At 67.1% G+C, this 16,135-nt stretch carries 13 protein-coding genes and 1 tRNA gene; 11 read left to right on the forward strand and 3 right to left on the reverse strand.

Annotation, left to right across the window (positions count from 1 at the left end):
- Positions 1–59 precede the first annotated feature (59 nt).
- The 3 genes from recA (at position 60) to QZ546_RS10550 (ending at position 2,764) form a co-directional block, all read left to right on the forward strand.
- Positions 60–1,133 carry a recombinase RecA gene (recA, locus tag QZ546_RS10540; protein ID WP_037567466.1) on the forward strand — a complete coding sequence of 358 codons (1,074 nt, stop codon included), beginning with the start codon at positions 60–62 and terminating at the stop codon, positions 1,131–1,133.
- Between the two features lie 73 nt (positions 1,134–1,206).
- Positions 1,207–2,052: a class I SAM-dependent methyltransferase gene (locus QZ546_RS10545; RefSeq protein ID WP_294236915.1), complete on the forward strand. Its 846-nt coding sequence runs from the start codon at positions 1,207–1,209 to the stop codon at positions 2,050–2,052.
- Between the two features lie 85 nt (positions 2,053–2,137).
- The gene (locus tag QZ546_RS10550) at positions 2,138–2,764 is read left to right on the forward strand and encodes a glutathione S-transferase (RefSeq protein WP_294236918.1); all 627 of its coding nucleotides are present in this window, start codon (positions 2,138–2,140) and stop codon (positions 2,762–2,764) included.
- Between the two features lie 16 nt (positions 2,765–2,780).
- Here QZ546_RS10550 and QZ546_RS10555 read toward each other — a convergent pair whose 3' ends face one another.
- The gene (locus QZ546_RS10555; protein ID WP_294236921.1) at positions 2,781–4,112 is read right to left on the reverse strand and encodes a dicarboxylate/amino acid:cation symporter; all 1,332 of its coding nucleotides are present in this window, start codon (positions 4,110–4,112) and stop codon (positions 2,781–2,783) included.
- Between the two features lie 76 nt (positions 4,113–4,188).
- On the opposite strand from QZ546_RS10555, the gene QZ546_RS10560 reads away from it, so the two are divergent.
- The 5 genes from QZ546_RS10560 to QZ546_RS10580 all read left to right on the forward strand — a co-directional run bounded on the left by QZ546_RS10560 (position 4,189) and on the right by QZ546_RS10580 (position 11,182).
- A complete protein-coding gene (locus QZ546_RS10560) occupies positions 4,189–5,448 on the forward strand; it encodes a Xaa-Pro peptidase family protein (RefSeq protein WP_294236949.1) in 1,260 nt (419 codons plus the stop codon).
- The gene (locus QZ546_RS10565; RefSeq protein WP_294236925.1) at positions 5,445–6,110 is read left to right on the forward strand and encodes a phytanoyl-CoA dioxygenase family protein; all 666 of its coding nucleotides are present in this window, start codon (positions 5,445–5,447) and stop codon (positions 6,108–6,110) included. The genes QZ546_RS10560 and QZ546_RS10565 overlap by 4 nt, the downstream gene beginning before the upstream one ends.
- Before the next feature lie 69 nt (positions 6,111–6,179).
- Positions 6,180–8,828 carry an alanine--tRNA ligase gene (gene alaS, locus QZ546_RS10570; RefSeq protein WP_294236954.1) on the forward strand — a complete coding sequence of 883 codons (2,649 nt, stop codon included), beginning with the start codon at positions 6,180–6,182 and terminating at the stop codon, positions 8,826–8,828.
- A gap of 78 nt (positions 8,829–8,906) precedes the next feature.
- A complete protein-coding gene (locus tag QZ546_RS10575; RefSeq protein ID WP_294236928.1) occupies positions 8,907–9,737 on the forward strand; it encodes a hypothetical protein in 831 nt (276 codons plus the stop codon).
- Positions 9,734–11,182, forward strand: a complete 1,449-nt coding sequence (locus tag QZ546_RS10580; RefSeq protein ID WP_294236931.1) for an MATE family efflux transporter — start codon at positions 9,734–9,736, stop codon at positions 11,180–11,182. The genes QZ546_RS10575 and QZ546_RS10580 overlap by 4 nt, the downstream gene beginning before the upstream one ends.
- Positions 11,183–11,209: 27 nt before the next feature.
- On the opposite strand, the gene QZ546_RS10585 is transcribed toward QZ546_RS10580, so the two are convergent.
- Positions 11,210–12,067 carry a diacylglycerol kinase family protein gene (locus tag QZ546_RS10585; protein ID WP_294236958.1) on the reverse strand — a complete coding sequence of 286 codons (858 nt, stop codon included), beginning with the start codon at positions 12,065–12,067 and terminating at the stop codon, positions 11,210–11,212.
- Positions 12,068–12,168: 101 nt separating this feature from the next.
- Here QZ546_RS10585 and hemB point away from each other — a divergent pair, with 101 nt between their 5' ends.
- Both hemB and QZ546_RS10595 read left to right on the forward strand, forming a co-directional pair.
- Positions 12,169–13,161 carry a porphobilinogen synthase gene (gene hemB, locus QZ546_RS10590; protein WP_294236933.1) on the forward strand — a complete coding sequence of 331 codons (993 nt, stop codon included), beginning with the start codon at positions 12,169–12,171 and terminating at the stop codon, positions 13,159–13,161.
- A gap of 11 nt (positions 13,162–13,172) precedes the next feature.
- Positions 13,173–15,374 carry a fused MFS/spermidine synthase gene (locus QZ546_RS10595; protein ID WP_294236935.1) on the forward strand — a complete coding sequence of 734 codons (2,202 nt, stop codon included), beginning with the start codon at positions 13,173–13,175 and terminating at the stop codon, positions 15,372–15,374.
- Between the two features lie 5 nt (positions 15,375–15,379).
- Here the strand turns inward: QZ546_RS10595 and QZ546_RS10600 are convergent, their stop codons facing one another.
- Complete coding sequence (locus QZ546_RS10600; RefSeq protein ID WP_294236936.1) at positions 15,380–15,919, reverse strand: hypothetical protein; 540 nt, start codon at positions 15,917–15,919, stop codon at positions 15,380–15,382.
- Between the two features lie 141 nt (positions 15,920–16,060).
- Between QZ546_RS10600 and QZ546_RS10605 the strand changes: the two genes are divergently transcribed.
- A tRNA-Arg gene (locus tag QZ546_RS10605) sits at positions 16,061–16,134 on the forward strand.
- Position 16,135: the final 1 nt, after the last annotated feature.

The raw sequence follows: 16,135 nt of genomic DNA on the forward strand, positions 1-16,135 counted from the left end.
GCATACATTGCAGATGCGTTGAATGGACCACGCGCTTGGTCTAGCGAAGGAAGCATCTGATGGCCGCCAATCTGAAAGTGATCGAAACCGGCATGGCAACCGCAAACGCAGACCGTCAAAAGGCGCTGGACGCCGCGCTCGCGCAGATCGACCGGGCCTTCGGCAAGGGCTCGGCGATGAAGCTGGGGCAGAAGGAGACGATGCAGGTCGAGGCGATCTCGACCGGCTCGCTTGGCCTCGACATCGCACTCGGCGTCGGCGGCTTGCCGCGCGGCCGCGTGATCGAGGTCTATGGCCCCGAATCGTCGGGTAAGACGACGCTGGCGCTGCACGTCATCGCCGAGGCGCAGAAGATGGGCGGCACCGCCGCCTTCGTCGACGCCGAACACGCGCTCGATCCCGTCTATGCCAAGAAGCTGGGCGTCAATATCGACGAACTGATCGTGTCGCAGCCGGATACCGGCGAGCAGGCGCTGGAAATCACCGACACGCTGGTCCGTTCGAACGCGATCGACGTGCTGGTGGTCGACTCGGTCGCCGCGCTCGTGCCGCGCGCCGAGATCGAAGGCGAGATGGGCGACAGCCATGTCGGCCTCCAGGCCCGCTTGATGTCGCAGAGCTTGCGCAAGCTGACCGGCTCGATCAGCCGTTCGCGCTGCATGGTGATCTTCATCAACCAGCTGCGCATGAAGATCGGCGTGATGTACGGCAACCCGGAGACGACGACGGGCGGCAATGCGCTGAAATTCTACGCCTCGGTCCGGCTCGACATCCGTCGTACCGGCCAGATCAAGGACCGCGAGGACATCACCGGCAACACGACCCGTGTGAAGGTGGTGAAGAACAAGGTCGCGCCGCCGTTCAAGCAGGTCGAATTCGACATCATGTATGGCGAAGGCATTTCGAAGATCGGCGAGATCCTCGACCTGGGCGTGAAGGCCGGCCTGGTCGAGAAGTCGGGCAGCTGGTTCTCCTACGACTCGGTGCGGATCGGGCAGGGGCGTGAGAACGCCAAGAATTACCTGCGCGAGAATCCGGACATGGCCGACCGGCTGGAACGTGCCATCCGGCAGCGGACCGAGCAGGTCGCCGAGGAGATGATGACCGGCCCCGATGCCGAGGACGATATCTGAGGCGCGATGCGCTAAAGGCCGATACGGCCCGCCGGAAACGGCGGGCCGTATTTCTTTGTGAAGGGGCGGTGCGGTGACCAGCGGAATGGATTGGCAGGGCCGGGTCGGCGATGTCTGGGCGGCCCAGTGGCGGCGGACCGAGCGTAGTTTCACCCATCTGACGACCCAGCTGGACGCGGTGATCGCCGCCGTCGCCCCCGCTCAGGGGCGGGTACTCGATATCGGCTGCGGGGTGGGATCGACCGGGCTGGCGCTCCGGGCGGCCCGTCCCGACCTCGCGCTGGTCGGGGGCGACCTGTCGCCGGGTCTGCTCGCGCTGGCGCAGGCCCGTGCCGACGAGTGGTTGTCCGGGGTATCGGGCAACCCGCCGCGCTTCGTCTGCGGCGATGCCGTGACGGTGGCGGCGGCCGAAGGGCCGTTCGACCTGTTCGTTTCGCGCCACGGCGTGATGTTCTTTCCCGATCCCGTCGTCGCCTTTGCCGGGCTTCGCGCGGCGGCGGCGCCGGGCGCGATGATGGTCTTTTCCTGCTTCGACGAGCGCGGGCATAACCGGTTCGCGACCCTGGCGGACGAGGTGATCGGTGATGCTCCGGCGACGACGAGCGATTACGCGCCGGGGCCGTTCGCCTTTGCCGATCTTCACCGGACCGGCGCGTGGCTGGAACGGGCAGGCTGGACGATCGACAGCGCCGCGCGGGTCGGCTTCGACTATATCGTCGGCGAAGGGGAGGGCGCGGTCGAGGAGGCGGTCGATTTCCTGTCCCATATCGGTCCGGCCGCGCGGGCGATCGCGACGGCGACGCCGGACGAGCGCGCGCGGATCGTGACGGCGCTGCGCGAGGCACTGTCGCATCACCGGACCGAAGACCGGGTGGCATTGCCCGCATCGGCATGGATCTGGCGAATCAGGGCGAGATAGGTCCGCAGCGCGGGCTCGGACCGGAGTGCTCGGGCCTTGCTGTCGTTATGATGCGTTACCCTGTCCGCATGAAGGGGAACCAGGCATGACGATCATCGTCCATCATCTCGAAAACAGCCGGTCGCAGCGTATTCTCTGGATGCTGGAGGAACTCGGCCTGCCCTATGACGTGAAACGCTATGAGCGCGATCCCAGGACGATGCTGGCCCCGCGCGAGCTGCGGGCCGTCCACCCGCTCGGCAAGTCGCCGGTCATCGAGGATGACGGGCTGGTGATCGCCGAGACGGGGGCCATCGTCGAATATCTGATCGGCAAGGGTGATGGGCGCCTGGGGCCGCCCGCCCACCGCGAGGCGATGCAGCGCTGGCGCTTCTGGCTGCATTATGCCGAAGGGTCGCTGATGCCGCCGCTCTTCGTCCTGCTCGTGCTCAGCCGCATTCCGGTGATGGGCAAGGTAGCGATCAAGCGCTTTCACCCGATGATCGACCGTCATCTCGATTATGTCGAGAGCGAGCTGGCCCGCTCGCCCTGGTTCGCGGGCGACCAGATGACGGCCGCCGATATCATGATGAGCTTTCCGCTGGAGGCAGCAAGGGCCCGCGCCGGGCTCGACGGCCGCCGCCCCGCGACGATCGGCTGGCTGGAACGGGTCCATGCCCGCCCCGCCTATCAGGCCGCGCTCGCGAAGGGCGGGCCCTATGCCTATGCGTGAGGCATAGGGCCTGCGATCAATGCCCCCCGATCTGACGGAAACTGTCGGGGGCGTCCTTTGCCGGTGTGCCCGAAGGTGCGTGCAGCGACGGAACGTCGACCGGCTCGGGCGCGTCGAGCGGACCTTCCCATTTCGCGATGACCGCGCTCGCCACCGCATTGCCGATCACGTTCGTCGCCGAACGGCCCATGTCGAGGAAGTGGTCGACCGCCAGGATCAGTAGCAACCCGGCCTCGGGGATGTGGAACAACGGCATCGTCGCCGCGATGACCACCAGCGAGGCGCGCGGTACGCCCGCAATCCCCTTCGACGTAACCATCAGGACCAGCAGCATCGTGATCTGCTGCCCGATCGACAGGTCGATGCCGTAAGCCTGGGCGATGAACAGCGACGCGAAGGTCATGTACATCATCGAGCCGTCGAGGTTGAACGAATAGCCCAGCGGCAGCACGAAGCTGGCGATGCGCGGCGGCACGCCGAACCGGTCCAGCCCCTCCAGGATGCGCGGGTAGGCGGCTTCGGAAGAAGCGGTCGAGAAGGCCAGGATCAACGGCGCGCGGATATGCGCGATCAGGTCGCGGACGCGCGGCCCGATGAAAAGGGCGGCGATGCCCAGCAGCACGCACCACAGCAGCAACAGGCCCAGATAGAAGCTGCCCATGAAGATGGCGAGCTTGCCGATCACCGACGGCCCCTGCTCGGTCAGCGTGCCCGCGACGGCTGCAAACACCGCGATCGGTGCGACGCGCATGACATAATCCGTCACCTGCAGCATCACCGCGACCAGCGCGTCGACCGCCCGGACCAACGGCGCGGCGCGCTCGCCCACCGCCGTGATGGCGACGCCCAGGAACAGCGAACCGATAACGATCTGCAACACCTCGTTGGTCGCCATCGCCTCGATCAGCGAGGCGGGGACGAGGTGGGTCACGAATTTCTGAAGATCGAAGCCGGTCTTCACCACCCCGCTATCGGCGGTGACGGCGGGCAGCGGCAGGTTCAGGCCGACGCCCGGGTGGAGCAGATTGACCAGCAGCATCCCCAGGCTGAGCGACACCAGGCTCGCCGAAATGAACCAGGCGAGCGAGCGGAAGCCGATCCGCCCCAGCGCTTTGGTATCCCCCATCTGCGCGATGCCCGAGACCAGGGTCGCAAAGACCAGCGGCGCGATGATCATCTTGATCAGGCGCAGGAACAGCCCGGTGACGATCGCGAAATAGCCAGCGATCGCCTTCAGTTGCGCGGCGGCGGCCGCGCTGCCGTCGTTCAACGACAGGTTGAGCGAGAGCCCGACGATCAGGCCCAGGACCAGCCCGATGAAGATGTACAAGGTCAGCCGCTTGGCCATGCATACCCCAATATAAGTTTCGCGCGCGAGCCAAGGGCATTGCGGCGCTCAGGTCAAGAATTCTATCGTGCCCGTCATGCAGACCCTGTTGTCCCGCCGCGCTCTGGTCGCCGCCGCCACCGCCCTGCCGCTGCTGATCCGCCCGGGGCTGCTCCGCGCGGCCGAGCCGGACCTCTCCGGCCTGTCCGACATGACGGCCAAGGCGGTGCCGATCGGCCCGGCCGAGCGGACACGGCGGCTGGCGCGGGCGCAAAGCCTGATGAAGGCGAACGATATCGGGGCGATCCTGATCGAGCCGGGATCGACCATGGTCTATTTTACCGGCGTGCAATGGTGGCGCAGCGAAAGGCTGACGGCCGCGATCCTGCCGGTCGAGGGCGAGCCGTGCATCGTCACGCCCTTTTTCGAGGAACCCTCGGTCCGCGAGACGCTGGCCGTGCCCGCCGAGGTGCGGGTGTGGCAGGAGGATCAGAACCCGCTGGCCGTCGTCGCCGGGTTCCTGCGCGACCGCAAGCTGACCGGGCGCCCGGTCGGCATCGAGGAGACCGCGCGCTTCTTCGCATTCGACGGGCTGCAAAAGGTGCTGCCGGACACGCGGCTCGTCTCGGCCAATCCGGTCGTGCGCGGGTGCCGTATGGTCAAGACGCCGCCCGAGATCGCGCTGATGCAGCTGGCGACCGATGTGACGATGGCGGCCTATCGCTGGGTCTATCCCCGCGTCGAGGCGGGCATGACGGGCGCGGAGATCGGGGCGCTGATGAGCGCCGCCACACGCAAGCTGGGCGGCAGTCCGGAGTTCAGCATGGCACTGATCGGCGAAGCTTCGGCCTATCCGCATGGCAGCAAACAGGTGCACCGGGTGGCAGACGGCCAGGTCGTGCTGATGGATTGCGGCTGCACGGTCGAGGGTTATCAGTCCGACGTATCGCGCAGCTGGGTGCATGGCAGCCCGAGCGCCGAGCAGCGCAAGGTCTGGGATATGGTCGCCAAAGGCCAGCAGGTGGCGAGCGCGGCGGCGCGGATCGGCGCGCTGGCGGGCAGCATCGACGATGCGGTCCGGCGTTTCTACACGGCGCAAGGCTTCGGCCCCGATTACCGCCTGCCGGGCCTGTCGCATCGGACAGGCCATGGCATCGGCATGGACGGGCATGAACCCGTCAATCTGGTGCGCGGCGAGGCGACGACGCTGGCGCCGGGCATGTGCTTTTCCAACGAGCCGGGGCTCTACCTGCCGGGCAAGTTCGGCATCCGGCTGGAGGATTGCTTCCATATGACCGACAGCGCGCCGGTCTGGTTCTCGACGCCGCCCAGGTCGATCGAGGCACCGATCGGGTGATGGAGGCGCTGGACGAGCGGGGCTATGCGCTTTGGCCGTCGCCATTGTGCGCCGCCGAGTTGGCGCAACTGGCCGCCTTGTTCGCGGACTGGCCCGCCGGGCGGCCGGGCCTGCGGATCGACCCGTTGCGAGCGGCGGCGCTTTCCGGCGTCCGGCGGCTGATCGCGGATGTCGCGCCGCCCATGCGGCCGGTTCGTGCGTTGCTGTTCGACAAGACCGATACGGCGAATTGGGCGCTCGCCTGGCATCAGGATCGAACCATCGAAGTGGCGGAACGGCGCGAGGTTGCGGGCTTCGGTCCCTGGACGGTCAAGCAGGGGCGCGTGCATGTCGCGCCGCCTGTGGCGCTCCTGGACCGCATGGTGACGGTTCGCTTCCATCTCGATCCGGTCGATGCCGAGAATGCGCCGCTGCTGGTGGCACCGGGTTCGCATCGCGAGGGATTGATACCGGAGGCGTCGATCGAGGCGGTGGTCGCGCGCTGCGGCGAGGCGACGTGCCTGGCCGGGGCGGGGTCCGTCTGGCTCTACCGCACGCTGATCCTGCACGGATCGGCCCGCGCACGACCGGGGCGGCATCGTCGCGTGTTGCAGATCGACCTGTCCGACGACGCGCTGCCCGGCGGATTGCAATGGGCGACCGGGGAGAATGCGGTCGCTTGACGATGCGACGGAGCGCCCCGAACGCGCGGGCGCTTGAGCGCGCATGAAACCTCGCCTAAGTCGCTGCTCATGACCTCGACCAACGACATCCGCCGCGGCTTTCTCGACTATTTCGGTTCGCAGGGGCATCAGATCGTGCCCTCCGCGCCGCTCGTGCCGCAGAACGACCCGACGCTGATGTTCGTGAATGCGGGCATGGTGCCGTTCAAGAACGTGTTCACCGGCCTGGAATCGCGCCCCTATGTCACCGCGACCAGCTCGCAGAAATGCGTGCGCGCCGGCGGCAAGCATAACGATCTCGACAATGTCGGCTATACCGCGCGCCACCATACCTTCTTTGAAATGCTCGGCAATTTCTCGTTCGGCGACTATTTCAAGGAACAGGCGATCACCCATGCCTGGACCCTGCTGACCAAGGTCTGGGGCATTCCCGCCGAAAAGCTGACCGCCACCGTCTATCACACCGATGACGAGGCGTTCGCGCTGTGGAAGAAGATCGCGGGGCTGCCCGATCACAAGATCATCCGCATTCCGACCAAGGACAATTTCTGGGCGATGGGCGAGAACGGGCCGTGCGGTCCGTGCTCGGAAATCTTCTACGATCACGGCGACCATATCTATGGCGGCCCTCCCGGCAGCCCGGAGGAGGATGGCGACCGATTCGTCGAAATCTGGAACCTGGTCTTCATGCAGTTCGAGCAGGAAGCCAATGAGATCGTGGGCGAGTTGCCCAAGAAGTCGATCGACACGGGCATGGGGCTGGAGCGGATCGCGGCCGTGCTTCAGGGCGTGCACGACAATTACGACACCGACACGTTCAAGGCGCTGATCGCCGCGTCTTGCGAGCTGACCCATACCAAGGCCGAGAATGGCCAGAAGGCGTCGCATCGCGTCATCGCCGACCATCTGCGCTCGGCCGGGTTCCTGGTGGCGGACGGCGTGCTGCCCGCCAATGAGGGACGTGGTTACGTGCTCCGTCGCATCATGCGCCGCGCGATGCGTCACGCGCATCTGCTGGGCGCCAAGGAGCCGTTGATGCACCGGCTGGTCCCGGCGCTGGTCGCCGAGATGGGCGCCGCCTATCCCGAGCTGGTCCGTGCGCAGCCGCTGATCGAAGCGACGTTGAAGCAGGAAGAAACCCGCTTCCGCCAGACGCTCGACAAGGGGCTGAAGCTGCTCGACGAGGCGACGGCGGGCATGGCGCCCGGCGCGACGCTGGCGGGTGAGACGGCGTTCAAGCTCTATGACACGTTCGGCTTCCCCTATGACCTGACCGAGGATGCGCTGCGGGCGCAGAACCTGTCGGTCGACCGTGCGGGCTTCGACGCCGCGATGGCCGAGCAGAAGCGCGCCGCGCGCGCGGCCTGGAAGGGCTCGGGTGCCAAGGCGTCGGACGATGTCTGGTTCGACATCGCCGAAGAGACGGGCTCGACCGAGTTCCTTGGCTATGCCTCGGACACCGGCGAGGGCGAGGTGCTCGCGCTGGTCAAGGACGGTGCGCGGGTGGATAGCGCTGGCGCAGGCGACACCGTGTCGGTGATCGTCAACCAGACGCCTTTCTATGGCGAAAGCGGCGGCCAGGTCGGCGATAGCGGCACCATCTCCAGCGATACCGGGCTGAAGGCGGTCGTCACCGACACCTCCAAGCAACTCGGCCGCGTGTTCGTGCACAATGCCGAGATCCAGGAAGGCGGCATCAAGGTCGGCGACAGCGTGAAGCTGGCGATCGACACCACCCGCCGCGCCGCGATCCGTGCGAACCACTCGGCGACGCACCTGCTGCACGAGGCGCTTCGCCAGCGGCTGGGCACCCATGTCGCGCAGAAGGGTTCGATGGTCGCGCCCGAACGCCTGCGCTTCGACTTCTCGCAGCCGGTCGGCATGACCGCCGACGACATTGCCGAGGTCGAGGCCAAGGTGAACGAGCAGGTGCGCGGCAACGGCCCCGTCGTCACCCGCCTGATGACGCCAGACGAAGCGATTGAAATGGGCGCGATGGCGCTGTTCGGTGAAAAGTACGGTGACGAGGTTCGCGTCGTGTCGATGGGTGAGGATGCCGACGGCACCTATTCCCTCGAACTCTGCGGCGGCACGCACGTCAGCGCGCTGGGCGAGATCGGCGTGTTCAAGATCGTGTCCGAAGGCGCGGTGTCGAGCGGCGTACGCCGGGTCGAGGCGCTGACCGGCGAGGGCGCGCGCGCGTATCTCTCGCACCGTGACGACATGCTGAAGGCCGCTGCCGCTACGCTGAAGACCACCCCCGACGAGGTGCCGGCGCGCATCACCGCATTGGTCGAGGATCGCCGCCGTCTGGAGCGCGAACTGGCCGAGGCCAAGAAGGCGCTCGCCATGGGTGGGGGCGCCGGTGGTGCTGCGGCCGGGCCGGAGCAGATCGGCGATGTCGCGTTCATCGGTCAGGTGCTCGAAGGTTTCGAGGCCAAGGGGCTGCGCGGTGCGGTGGACGATGCCAAGCAGCGTCTCGGCGGTTCGGGCGTCGCGGTGATGGTCGCGGTGAACGATGGCCGCGCCTCGGTCGCGGTCGGCGTCACCGACGACCTGACGGGCAAGCACAATGCCGTCGAGCTGCTACGCAAGGCGGTGGCGGCGCTGGGCGGGCAGGGCGGCGGCGGCCGTCCCGACATGGCGCAGGGCGGCGGCCCCGACGGTACCAAGGGTGCCGAGGCGTTGCAGGCGGTTCGGGACGCGCTCGCCAGCTGACACGACGAACAGGAGGAGCAGGCGATGCGAAGGACGGTTTGGACGGCTTTGGCATGGCTTGCCTTCTTGGCAGGGGCCTTGCCGGCGGTATCGGCCGCCGCGCAGACCACGGGCGATCCCGTTGTCGTGACCGCCCGGCCGCTGCCCACGCGAAAGGCCGTCGACAAATGGGTGCGTGATCTTTCGGTCAGAAGTGGATCGGACGATCCCATGGCCCGCGTGAGCGAACCTTTATGTGTCGCCACGGCGGGGCTGGCGGCATCGCTGGGAAAGCCGCTGGCCGACCGCGTACTGGCCAATGCCGAACGGCTGAAGATCCCTCTGGCGGGGAACAAATGCCATCCCAATATTCTGATCCTGTTCGTCGATAACGGCGCGGCGCAGGTCGATTGGCTGGTCAACCATCGGCCCGGTATCTTCGGCGACCTGCCTGCGTCCGTCGTCGGGGCGCTGCGGCGCGATCACGGCCCGGTCCATGCCTGGCATCTGACCGCGATCGCCAGCCGGGATGGCGACAAGGTCGTGCAGGGTGATGGCGGCTTCCCGACCCTGCGTATCCCGAGCGCGAGCCGTATCGACGCGCCCATCCAGTCTCTGATCGTGGCGGCGGTCATCCTGATCGACCGTTCGGCCGTTCTGGGGCATAGCATCGACCAGATTGCGGATTATGCGACGATGCGCACACTGGCCGTCGTCGACCCACGCCCCAGCATATTGGAAGGCGATCGCGCCTCCACGATCCTGTCCCTGTTTCACGGCGGCGAGGTTCCGGCGCAGCTGACGGCCTATGACTGGGGCTATCTGACCGGGCTGTATTCGGGGCGGGCCACGCGACGGACCTCGGCGCAATATGCCGATATGGCGCGTTCGATCGAGAAGGAACTGATGGCCGGAGACAAGAAGCCGTGAAGCCCGACGCCGGACGTCGTGACCTGACTGCGGGGCCGATCGGCAAGACGCTGTTGCTGTTCGCGTTGCCTACTCTGGGGTCCAGCGTGCTGCAGTCGCTGAACGGTTCGATCAACGCGATCTGGATCGGCCAGTTTCTGGGCGAGCGCGCGCTGGCCGCGACGACCAACGCCAATATCATCATGTTCCTGCTGGTCGCGGCAACCTTCGGCTTCGGCATGGCGGCGACGATCCTGATCGGCCAGAATATGGGGCGGCGCGACGTGGATGCGGTGCGCCGTGTCCTCGGCTCGGCGCTGGGGCTGTTTGCGGTGATCTCGACCGCGACCGTGGTCGTCGGCTGGCTGGCCGCCCCCACCATTCTTCGCGCGCTGGCGACCCCGGCTGAGGTCTACCCGCTGGCGCTGGCTTACTTACGGGTCATCTTCGTCGCGATGCCGCCGGGCTTTATTTCGGTTCTTCTGACCATGGCGTTGCGCGGGGTCGGTGACTCGGTCACGCCGCTGAAGTTCATGGCGCTGGGCTCGGTCTTGGACGTGGTGCTGAACCCCGTCTTCATCCTGGGGCTGGGGCCTGCGCCCGCGCTGGGGATCGAGGGATCGGCGATCGCGACGCTTATCGCCAATATGGGCTCGCTGCTGGCGCTCGTCACCTATTGCTATGCCAAGGATCTGGTCGTCCGGCTGCGGGGGGCGGAGTGGCGCTATCTGATCCCGACGCGGACGCTACTCAAGACCATCGTGGTCAAGGGCTTTCCGATGGGGCTGCAGATGCTGGTCGTCTCCACCTCGGCGCTGGCGATGATGGGGCTGGTCAACCGCCACGGCACGGCGACCACGGCGGCTTATGGCGCGGCGAACCAGCTCTGGACCTATATCCAGATGCCCGCCATGGCGGTCGGCGCGGCGGTCAGCGCGATGGCGGCGCAGAATATCGGCGCAGGGCAGTGGGACCGGGTCGGCAAGATCACCCAGGCCGGGTTGCGCATGAACCTTCTGCTGACCGGCGTGCTGGTGCTGGTGGTCACGCTGCTCGATCGCCACGTCCTCTGGCTGTTCCTGGGGAGCGAGACGGACGCGATCGGGATCGCCACCCGCATCAACCTGATCGGCGGATGGAGCTTCATCCTGTTCGGGGTGTCGATGGTGCTGGCCGCCACGGTGCGGGCGAACGGGGCGGTGGTTGGGCCACTCGTGATCCTGGCGATCTCGATGTTCCCCGTCCGCTTCGGCCTGGCCAATCTGTTTGAGCCGATGCTGGGATCAGACGCGATCTGGTGGAGCTTTCCGGCGGGCTCGCTGGCGTCGATGGTGATGACGATCGGCTATTATCGCTATGGTGGCTGGCGCAAGGTGCGCATGACCGCTCCGGCGGAGCGGGAGGCGTGCGAGGGACAGGCGCTGGCCGAGGGGCAGCCGACGAACAAGGCGATGCCCGTCGGCTGATCCTGGGCGGTGATGCGGAGGAACGGGTTACGCGGCCGGCGCCATGACCTCGATGATACCCGGGGCGATCCTGGCGGTGACAGGCGTGTGGGCCAGGACTTCGCCGTCGATCGAGATGGGCAGCGGCGGGATGGTGTTCAACTTGATCTCGCGCCCCCGGAATTCGCGGACCTTTTCCTTGCGATAGTCGCTGCGCAGGATGCTCGCCGCCCAGTTGACGATCAGGCGGCGCTTCACATGGCCGCAGACCGCCTGCACGACGATCTCGCCGGAATCGACGGCGGCCGATTCCACCAACTCGGTGCCGCCATGATAGGGCCCGTTGGAGATGCGGACCTCCACGACGCGCAGCCGCTCGCGCTGCCCATCCTGCTCGACGATCAGGGTGAAGGGACGGAAGCGCAGGAACTGATACGCCGCCCAGCCCAGATAGCCGAGCCGACCCGCGACGCGCTTCAGGGTGTGCGGCACCGTCTCGGCGATCTTCGGGCTGATGCCCATCGCGGCGCAGTTGGCGTAATAATCCTGGTCGATCATGCCCAGGTCGATGCGGCGCGGGCGGCCGGTCCGGATGACCTCCACCGCTCCCTCGATGTCCAGCGGGATGCCGAGCGAGCGCGCGAAGCTGTTGGCGGTGCCGAGCGGCAGCACGCCCAGCATCACGTCATGCCCGACCATCAGGTCGACGAGCCCGGAAATCGTGCCGTCGCCTCCGCCCAGGATCAGCAGGTCGGGCTTGGCGGCCAGCAGTTCGCGGACCGTCGGCTCCAGGTCCTTCGGGTCCTCCACCGCGCGCGCGTCGACCTTGTAGGGAAGGCCCGCCAGCGCACTGCAGGCGCGACGGAACAGCGCCTGTCCGCGCCGCGACTTGGCGTTCACCACCATCGCCGCCGATCGTATCTCTCTCAACCTGGCTTCCTTTCGCACCCGGAACGCTTTCATCCAACGCTTGGCAAGTCGGGTATGATCCCCCAAATGCTGTCGGGATGACTGCATCTTATCCCGCGCTTCGCCTTCGTCGTACCCGCGCTTCGCAGTGGAGCCGCAGGCTACATGCCGAAACGGTGCTGACTCCGGCCGATCTGATCTGGCCGCTGTTCGTGACCGAGGGGCAGGGGGTGGAGGAACCGATCGCCAGCCTGCCCGGTGTATCGCGCTGGTCGCTGGACGGCATCGTCGCGCGGGCGCGGGAAGCGGCGGATCTGGGCATACCCTGCCTGGCGCTGTTTCCCAACACCCCCTCGCACCTGCGCACCGATGACGGGCACGAGGCGCTGAACCCCGATAATTTGATGTGCCGGGCGATCGCGGCGATCAAGGATGCGGTGCCCGAAATCGGGGTGCTGACCGATGTCGCGCTCGACCCCTATACCACCCATGGGCATGACGGGCTGGTCGATGCGGCCGGTTACGTCGTGAACGACCGGACGGCGGATGCGCTCGTCCAGCAGGCGCTGACCCAGGCGCGGGCCGGCTCCGACGTGATCGCCCCGTCCGACATGATGGACGGCCGGGTCGGCATGATCCGTGCCGCGCTGGAGACCGAGGGTTTCCACAATGTCCAGATCATGGCCTATGCCGCCAAATATGCGAGCGCCTTTTACGGACCGTTTCGCGATGCGGTGAACACGCGCGGCCTGTTGAAGGGTGACAAGCGCACCTATCAGATGGATCACGCCAATGCCGAGGAGGCGCTGCGCGAAGTCGCGCTCGACCTGGCCGAGGGGGCGGACAGCGTGATGGTGAAGCCGGGCCTGCCTTACCTCGACATCATCCGCCGGGTGAAGGAGGAGTTCCGCGTGCCGACCTTCGCCTATCAGGTGTCGGGCGAATATGCGATGATCGAGACCGCGGTGGCGGCGGGCGCGGCGGATCGTGACGCGATGGTGCTGGAGACGCTGATGGCGTTCAAGCGCGCCGGATGCGCGGGTGTCCTGACCTATCATGCCGCCCATGCGGCGCGACTGCTGACCGCCTGATCCTCCCTCTAGTGCTCGGCCGACCCCGAAACCTGGCGGCGCGCGCGCTGTTCGTGGCGACGATCCTGACGGGATCGTTCCTGCTGTTCCTGGTCCAGCCGCTGGTCGCGCGCATGGCGCTGCCCCGGCTGGGCGGGGCGCCCGCCGTCTGGAATTCGGCGATGTTCGTCTATCAGGCGCTGCTGCTGGGCGGCTATGCCTATGCCCATGCGCTGGGGCGGTGGCGACCGCGTGTGCAGGCGGCGGTGCATGTCGGGGTACTGGCGGTCGCGGCTTTGTGGTTGCCGATCGGGCTGATGGCGGTCGAGCTGCCCGCCGATGCCGAGCCCGTGCTGTGGGTGCCCTGGTTGCTCGGCCTGTCGATCGGGCCGCTGTTCTTCGCCGTGTCCGCCCAGGCCCCGTTGATCCAGCGCTGGTTCGCCGCGTCGCAGCCGGGGCGCAATCCCTATGCACTTTATGCGGCATCCAATCTCGGCAGTTTCGCCGGACTGATCGCCTATCCGCTGCTGGTCGAGCCCGCGATGACGCTGCACGGTCAGAGCCGTTTGTGGAGCGCGGGTTATGGCCTGCTCGCGCTGCTGGTCCTCGCCTGCGCCGCGCAACTGCCCTCAACCGACAAGGGCGAGGCGGTGGCGCCGACGTCCCGGTCGCCGGGATGGCGGCGTATCGGGTTGTGGATCGCGCTGTCGGCTGTGCCGTCGGGACTGGTGCTGGCGACGTCCACCTATATCACGACCGATATCGTCGCGATGCCCCTGCTCTGGGTGTTGCCGCTGGGGCTTTATCTGGCGAGCTTCATCATCGCCTTTGCCGCCAGGCGCGGGGCGGCCGACACGCTGACCCGGATCGCGCCGGTGACCCTGCTGCTGTTCGGCGGGGTCATCATGGGCGGCTATTCGGAGCGGCCCTATTCCAATGTCGTCGTCGCGCTGCTGCTGCTGTTCATGGTATCGGTTGCGCTGCATACCGCGCTGTACCGGGCGCGACCGGCGGTCGACCGGCTGACCGGATTCTATCTGTCGATGGCGGTCGGTGGCGCGCTGGGCGGCGTGTTCGCCGGGATATTGGCGCCGGTGCTGTTCGACTGGACCTATGAATATCCGCTGCTGATCCTGGCGGCGGGCGCGCTCATTCCGCAGCAATTCCTGTTGCCCGCGATCCGCGACCTGTGGCGTCGCCACCCGCGTACGATGCTGATCGCGCTGGCGGTCGCCCTTGCTCTGCTGCTGGACCTGCGAGTGATGGGGCCCGCCGCATGGTTCGGCGAGGAGCGGCAGGGCACGGCCTTTCTGGTCATCGCGGCGCTGGGCTTCCTGACCATCGGCGCACGGCGCGGGTTCGTCCTGCTGTTGGCGGCCGCGCTGGTCCTGTTCGGCGGCTATCGCGCGCTCTCCCTGTCGATGGAGCGCGACGCCCGGATGCGCAGCTATTTCGGCGTCTATACGGTGCGGGAGGGGGCCGGGTATCGCGAGCTCGACCATGGATCGACGGTGCACGGCATCCAGCTTCGCGGCACAGAGGCGCGGGAGCGTATGCCGACCACCTATTACGCCCCCTATTCGGGCGTCGGGCGGGCAATGCGCGCGGCGCCGATGCTCTATGGCCCGGCGGCGCGGATCGGTGTGGTCGGGCTCGGGACGGGCACGCTCGCCTGTTATGCCCGCTCCGGGCAAAGCTGGCGCTTCTACGAGATCGACCCCGTCATCGTCCGGATCGCGCGCGATACCGGGCAGTTCAGCTATCTGCGCCGATGCCAGCCCGATCCGGTCATCCGCATCGGCGACGCGCGTATCCGGCTCGCCGCCGAGGCTCCGGCAAGCCTGGATTTGCTCGCGCTCGACGCCTTTTCCTCCGACGCCGTGCCCGCGCATCTCCTGACCCGCGAGGCCTTTGCAACCTATGCGCGGGTTCTTTCGTCGCGTGGGCTGCTGCTGGTCCATATCTCCAACCGCTTCGTCGATCTGGAGCCGCTGGTCGCGGCGGCGGCGCGGGACGAGGGCTGGGCGATCGCCCGGCTCAACTATGTCCCGACCGATCTGGACCGCGAATATTCGGCGACGGCCTCGGTCTGGCTGGCTCTGTCGCGCGATGGCAGGGTGCTGAAGGCGCTGGAGGCGCAGGGCGGCGACTGGAACCCGGCGGTCGCGCCGCCGGGGCTCGCCGCCTGGACCGACGATTATTCCAGCATCCTGCCCTTCATCCGCCGGTTCTGAGCGCGTCAGCCGGCGGGCAGGCTGGCGGACAGCGTTTTGATCTGTTCACTCTGGCGGGTGTTCAGCGCCGCCGCGCGCGTTCGCAGGGCGACCAGCGACGGGTATTCGGGTTCCAGCGCGGCGGCGCGCTGGATCGCGAGATCGTCTATCTCAGTCAGGACGGCTGAACTGCGTGCCCGGATTTCGTCCAGCGTCGCCAGTTCGGTCTGCGCGTTCAGCCACGCATCGCTGCCGACGGCCTGTCCGCGTGCCTTGGTCGCACTTGTCCGTGCCCGGTCATGTGCCTTGTCGAATTCCGCCGCGACCGCTTCCAGCCGTCCGCCGATCTCGGCGATCTTCGCGTCGAGGGCGGGATCGGGACGCAGCACGACCGGCTTGGCGGTGGGTTCGGCAAAGCCCTGTTTCTCGACCGGTCGCACGCCAAGCGAAGGATAGGGCGTCGTATCCCGGTCCCGCGCGCATCCGCCCAGCGGCACGGTGGCGAGCATGACAGTGGTCGCGAGCAAGGCGGCGGGGCGGGGCGGGCATAAGCGAAACTGGATCATCGCGATCATCCTAGACGCGGAACGGGGCGCGGGCAAAATGCCGTGAAGGCGCTTATCGCTCCGCCGCCGAAAAAATGTGGATAACCCCAGCAAGGGGGTTGCCATGCTTTCGCAGCGCTTCTAAGAGCCCACCTCCACAGCGCGCCCGTAGCTCAGCTGGATAGAGCATCAGACTACGAATCTGAGGGTCGGACGTTCGAATCGTTCCGGGCGCGC

Origin of the sequence: uncultured Sphingomonas sp., from assembly GCF_913062585.1 — a bacterium.
GTDB lineage: Bacteria > Pseudomonadota > Alphaproteobacteria > Sphingomonadales > Sphingomonadaceae > Sphingomonas.

Coding starts and splice junctions, on each gene's coding strand:
- recA (WP_037567466.1), top strand. CDS start 60: ATGGCCGCCAATCTGAAAGTGATCGAAACCGGCATGGCAACCGCAAAC.
- QZ546_RS10550 (WP_294236918.1), top strand. CDS start 2,138: ATGACGATCATCGTCCATCATCTCGAAAACAGCCGGTCGCAGCGTATT.
- QZ546_RS10555 (WP_294236921.1), bottom strand. CDS start 4,112: ATGGCCAAGCGGCTGACCTTGTACATCTTCATCGGGCTGGTCCTGGGC.
- QZ546_RS10560 (WP_294236949.1), top strand. CDS start 4,189: ATGCAGACCCTGTTGTCCCGCCGCGCTCTGGTCGCCGCCGCCACCGCC.
- alaS (WP_294236954.1), top strand. CDS start 6,180: ATGACCTCGACCAACGACATCCGCCGCGGCTTTCTCGACTATTTCGGT.
- QZ546_RS10585 (WP_294236958.1), bottom strand. CDS start 12,067: ATGGTGGTGAACGCCAAGTCGCGGCGCGGACAGGCGCTGTTCCGTCGC.
- hemB (WP_294236933.1), top strand. CDS start 12,169: ATGACTGCATCTTATCCCGCGCTTCGCCTTCGTCGTACCCGCGCTTCG.
- QZ546_RS10600 (WP_294236936.1), bottom strand. CDS start 15,919: ATGATCCAGTTTCGCTTATGCCCGCCCCGCCCCGCCGCCTTGCTCGCG.